Raw genomic sequence first — 5,345 nt, forward strand, 5'->3', positions numbered from 1 at the left:
TTTATTTTCACCCTGTTTAGTACCACTACTTTAGCGGCACTCAATTTTAATGATTTTCATTATTACCCCTCGGGCGGTTTGATTGGCGATGTAATTGCGGAAAGTATGTTAGGTTTTTTCAGTTTATTAGCGATTAACTTAATTGTATTAACCTTGCTTATTTCTGGGACAACATTATTACTTGGCTTTTCTTGGCTTCGTTTGATTGATGGCCTTGGGGCTTCTGTGATTGCTGTTTTTACTTGGCTATCTCTTTTGCCAAAACAGATAAAAAATTGGAATGAACTACGTCAAAGTGACAAAGCATTACGTCTTAATGAACAGGCTGAACTAGCAGCATTAGAAAAACAAAATAATCAAGATAGCAACCATGAAATAGTTATCAGTTCGCACGCCGATATCGAGTTAGAAAGCGCAGATGAAATGGATGTTTTGAGTTTTGAAAATCTAGATATTGATGAACATTATGATGATGCGCCATTTCAAATCGATAATGAAATTCCTGATTGTCATGAAATCACCATTGAAGAATTTGACCAACAAAAGCCGAAAGAACAGGCTAGTCAAACATTAGTAACTGAAACTAAGGTTGATTTTTCGCATCTTCCCGATCATGCAAAACCAGTAGTCAAACGCAAAGTAGAAACGGATTTAGCGCCATTTCCTAGCATTGATCTATTAGACAGACCCAATAAAAAACATAATCCAATCTCTCAAGAAGATTTAGATACAGCTGCGCGTTTAGTTGAAGCCAAATTACTTGAATTTAAAATAAAAGCTGAAGTGGTTAATGTTTTACCCGGCCCCGTTATTACCCGTTTTGAACTTGCTTTAGCACCAGGTATGAAGGTCAGTACAATTTCTAGTTTAGAAAAAGATTTAGCGCGCGCATTATCCGCAATGAGTGTGCGTGTGGTTGATCAAATTCCGGGTAAAGCTGTGATAGCCTTAGAACTTCCTAATAAACACCGTGAAATAGTATTTTCATCAGAAGTGCTAGGCAGTGAGGTTTTCCAGCAAGCAAAATCACCACTAAGTATGGTACTAGGTGCGGATATTTCAGGTGAACCTGTGGTCGTTGATCTTGGCAAAATGCCACATTTACTAGTTGCAGGTACAACCGGCTCAGGTAAATCAGTGGGGGTGAACTGTATGCTGGTCAGCCTGCTTTATAAATCTGCACCAGAAGATGTGCGTATGATTTTAATCGATCCGAAAATGCTGGAGCTAAGTGTTTACGAAGGTATTCCACACCTGTTAACTGAAGTTGTAACAGATATGAAAGAAGCCGCTAATGCACTGCGTTGGTGTGTAGGGGAGATGGAACGTCGTTATAAATTACTTTCTGAAATCGGAGTGCGTACATTAGCCGGTTATAATAGTAAGGTGAAAGAGGCTATTGATGCAGGTACCCCATTAACAGATCCACTTTGGAAAGAGGGTGATAGTATGGATCTGAGCGCACCTGAATTACAAAAGTTACCCAATATTGTGGTGGTGGTTGATGAATTTGCTGACATGATGATGATTGTTGGTAAAAAATGCGAAGAGCTTATTACCCGTATTGCCCAAAAAGCACGTGCAGCTGGTATTCACCTGATTCTGGCAACGCAGCGCCCATCGGTAGATGTTATTACCGGTTTGATTAAAGCTAATATTCCAACCCGTATCGCTTTCCAGGTATCGAGTAAAATTGATTCGCGTACCATTCTTGGTCAGCAAGGCGCTGAAACTCTATTAGGCCATGGTGATATGTTATATATGCCGCCTGGTGTGGGGGTGCCAACACGTGTGCATGGTGCATTTGTTGATGATCATGAAGTACATAGGGTAGTTGCTGATTGGAAAAAGCGCGGCGAGCCTAATTATATTAAAGATATTCTCGATGAAGATGCCAGTTTAGATACGTTATTACCAGGCGAAGAGGCTGAAGGTGATAGTGAAATTGATGCGTTATTTGATGAAGTAGTGGCGTTTATTACTGAAACCCGTAAAGTATCTATTTCCAGTATTCAGCGTAAATTTAGAATCGGTTATAACCGCTCTGCACGTTTGGTTGACCAACTGCAAGCACAGGGCGTTATCAGCTCCCCTTCGGGTGCCAATAGCAGCCGTGATGTACTTGCGCCTCCACCAGTGAAGGATTAACTAATGAAAAAAATTATTTCAGTATTATTTATCTTTTTAATAACTCCGTTTTGTGTTCAGGCTAATGGCACAACAGATGCAGCATTATTAAAAGAAAAATTAGCAAAATTCAGTCAGATTAATGCTGAATTTTCACAAGTTGTTACCAGTCAGGAAGGCAATGTATTAAACGAAAGTTGGGGTAAATTAACCATCTCCCGCCCGGGTAAATTTCGTTGGCAGGTTATTACTCCGGAAGAGGAGTTGATTGTTTCTGATGGTAAAACAATGTGGTTATATAGCCCGTTTATTGAGCAGGTCACCTTAATCAATCTGAGTGATGCCATTGAAGGCACTCCGTTTGTTTTACTTTCTGGTGCTAATGAAAATCAATGGGCCAATTATTTGGTAAAAAAAGAAAATAATCAATTTACAGTAAAGGGTGCAGATGCTCAGGTACAAGACAGCACCTTTATTTTTGAATTTAATGATGCAGGTAATATCAGTAAATTTGTGGTGATTGAAGAGCAAGGTCAACATAGTGAGTTTAAGTTAAGTCATAAACCATTAACAGAAAACTTAACTGCAGGTTATTTTGATTTTCAAATCCCAGCGGGTGTTGAAATAGACGATCAACGTTAATGAAAGATCTGTTTGCATTTAATAATGATTTTCAACCATTAGCGGCACGTATGCGCCCTAAAGGGTTTGCTGATTATATCGGCCAATCTCATATAATCGGTCCGGAAAAACCACTACGCAAAGCGCTTGAAAGCGGGGCTGCTCATTCGATGATTTTATGGGGGCCTCCTGGTACGGGTAAAACTACTTTAGCGGAACTGATTGCAAATTATTGCCAAGCACATGTGGAACGTCTTTCCGCTGTTACTTCTGGCATAAAAGAGATCCGTGCAGCTATTGAAGTTGCACAACAAAATCGAGCATCAGGTATCAGAACTTTGCTATTTGTAGATGAAGTGCATCGTTTTAATAAAAGTCAGCAAGATGCTTTTTTACCCTATATTGAAGATGGCACAATCTTATTTATTGGCGCCACTACTGAAAACCCATCGTTTGAACTCAATAACGCATTGTTATCTCGTGCGCGTGTTTATCTGTTAAAAAAACTAAGCGAAGCTGAGATAGTTGAGGTGATTGATCAAGCCTGTTTATCAACTGATGGTTTAGCAGATAAACAGATTCAATTTTCAGGTGATGTTAAACAAAAACTTGCTCAATTGGTGCAAGGTGATGCCAGAAAAGCCCTTAATTATTTAGAACTGTTAGCGGATATGGCGGATGATTCAGCGACAAATCTAACTATAGGTTTAGATCTGTTAATGGAGATAGCCGGTCGAGAGGGGGTTAGTTTTGATAAGCAGGGGGATCTGTTTTACGATCTGATTTCCGCTTTTCATAAATCAGTGCGCGGCTCAGATCCGGATGCCGCTTTATACTGGTATGCACGAATGTTAGCCGGTGGTTGTGATCCTCTTTATGTGGCGCGTCGCCTTTTAGCAATTGCATCGGAAGATATTGGTAATGCCGATCCGCGGGCAATGCAGATAGCCATTAATGCTTGGGATTGTTTTAGTCGAGTTGGTCCTTATGAAGGTGAGCGCGCTATTGCACAGGCGATTGTGTATTGCGCATCAGCACCTAAAAGTAATGCTGTTTATGTCGCATTTGCTAATGCCAAACAAGCGGTCAAAGATTTACCGGAATATGAAGTGCCATTACATCTTCGTAATGCGCCGACTAAACTGATGGCTGAGCTTAACCACGGCTTAGGTTACCGTTATGCACATGATGAAGATGGTGCATTTGCTGCTGGTGAAGTTTATTTACCGCAAGCATTACAAGGCACACAATTTTACCAGCCAAGTTCGCGCGGGTTTGAAAAACAGATATCTGATAAGCTCAATTACTTACAACAACTAAATTCTCAAAGTTTAAACAAACGTTATGAATAATATGATTACAAATATTGCTTTAGTCGCTTGCGGTGGCGCTTTTGGTGCAACACTGCGTTATTTAATTAGTATTGGCATGATAAGCCTCTTTGGAAAAGGTTTTCCATTTGCTACACTTACGGTCAATATTTTGGGCTCGCTGATTATGGGCTATATTTTTCAGCTGGTTCAACAAGAAACAATTAGCGCATCACCTTGGTGGCCGTTTATCGGTGTCGGGTTTTTAGGTGCATTAACTACATTTTCAACATTCTCCATGGATAACTTATTGCTATTGCAGCAGGGTGAGTTATTTAAAGCTACGTTAAATGTCGTTTTGAATGTTGTTGTCTGTATTTTAGCCGCATATGTTGGCACATTATTAGTCTTAAAGAGTTAGGAAAAAGCATGTTAGATCCAAAATTTTTACGTAATGAAATTGAAGAAACGGCAAAAAAATTAGCTACTCGTGGTTTTGCTTTAGATATTGAGTTAATTAACAAATTAGAAGAAAAAAGAAAAACATTACAGGTTAAAACTGAGTCATTACAATCTGAGCGTAACAGTCGCTCTAAAGAGATTGGCATGGCAGCTAAACGTGGTGAAGATATTGCTCCACTACGTGCTGAAATGGGGAAACTTGGTGAGGAGCTTGATGCGGCTAAAGTAGAATTCTCAGCTTTAAGCGAACAGATTCAAGAAATTGCTTACACTATTCCAAATTTACCGCATGAATCAGCGCCGATTGGTAAAGACGAAGATGAAAATGTTGAAATTTCCACATGGGGAGAGCCAAAACAATTTGATTTTGAAGTTAAAGATCATGTTGATTTAGGTGAAGCATTAGGCGGCCTTGATTTCAAATCGGCAGTTAAAATTAGTGGTTCACGTTTTATTGTGATGCAGGGGCAAATTGCAAAACTGCACCGTGCATTAGCACAGTACATGTTAAATCTGCACACTAATGAACACGGTTATACTGAAATGTATGTACCGCTTTTAGTGAATGCTGAGAGTTTGTATGGCACAACTCAGTTACCTAAATTCGGTGATGATCTGTTTAACACTAAACCTGCAACTGAAGAAGGTATTGGTATGTCGCTTATTCCGTCAGCTGAAGTACCGCTGACTAATATGAGCCGGGATATGATTTATGATGAATCTGAATTGCCGATCAGAATAACCGCACATACTCCTTGTTTCCGTAGTGAAGCAGGATCTTACGGTCGTGATACGCGTGGTCTAATTCGTCAGCATCAGTTTGAT

5 protein-coding genes are annotated in these 5,345 nt (G+C 39.8%); all 5 read left to right on the forward strand.

Going from position 1 to position 5,345, the window contains the following annotated elements:
- The coding region (locus AC4GME_RS16960) for an FtsK/SpoIIIE family DNA translocase (RefSeq protein WP_490379849.1) at positions 1-2,148 on the forward strand (2,148 nt) is incomplete at its 5' end.
- A 3-nt stretch (positions 2,149-2,151) separates the two neighbouring features.
- On the forward strand, positions 2,152-2,769 hold the full coding sequence (gene lolA / locus AC4GME_RS16965) for an outer membrane lipoprotein periplasmic chaperone LolA (RefSeq protein ID WP_490379850.1): 618 nt from the start codon (positions 2,152-2,154) through the stop codon (positions 2,767-2,769).
- Positions 2,769-4,100, forward strand: coding sequence for a replication-associated recombination protein A (locus AC4GME_RS16970; protein ID WP_490377414.1), 1,332 nt, complete (start codon positions 2,769-2,771; stop codon positions 4,098-4,100). Before lolA ends, AC4GME_RS16970 begins: the two co-directional genes overlap by 1 nt.
- On the forward strand, positions 4,093-4,479 hold the full coding sequence (gene crcB, locus AC4GME_RS16975) for a fluoride efflux transporter CrcB (protein WP_490377413.1): 387 nt from the start codon (positions 4,093-4,095) through the stop codon (positions 4,477-4,479). The genes AC4GME_RS16970 and crcB overlap by 8 nt, the downstream gene beginning before the upstream one ends.
- Positions 4,480-4,487: 8 nt before the next feature.
- Positions 4,488-5,345, forward strand: an 858-nt coding sequence (serS, locus tag AC4GME_RS16980; protein WP_490379851.1) for a serine--tRNA ligase, incomplete at its 3' end; no start/stop codon positions are given.

It is taken from the genome of Psychromonas sp. (assembly GCF_983033635.1).

What these genes read in the sequence shown, in the direction of transcription:
- lolA (WP_490379850.1), top strand. Translation starts at nt 2,152, where the DNA reads ATGAAAAAAATTATTTCAGTATTATTTATCTTTTTAATAACTCCGTTT.
- AC4GME_RS16970 (WP_490377414.1), top strand. Translation starts at nt 2,769, where the DNA reads ATGAAAGATCTGTTTGCATTTAATAATGATTTTCAACCATTAGCGGCA.
- crcB (WP_490377413.1), top strand. Translation starts at nt 4,093, where the DNA reads ATGAATAATATGATTACAAATATTGCTTTAGTCGCTTGCGGTGGCGCT.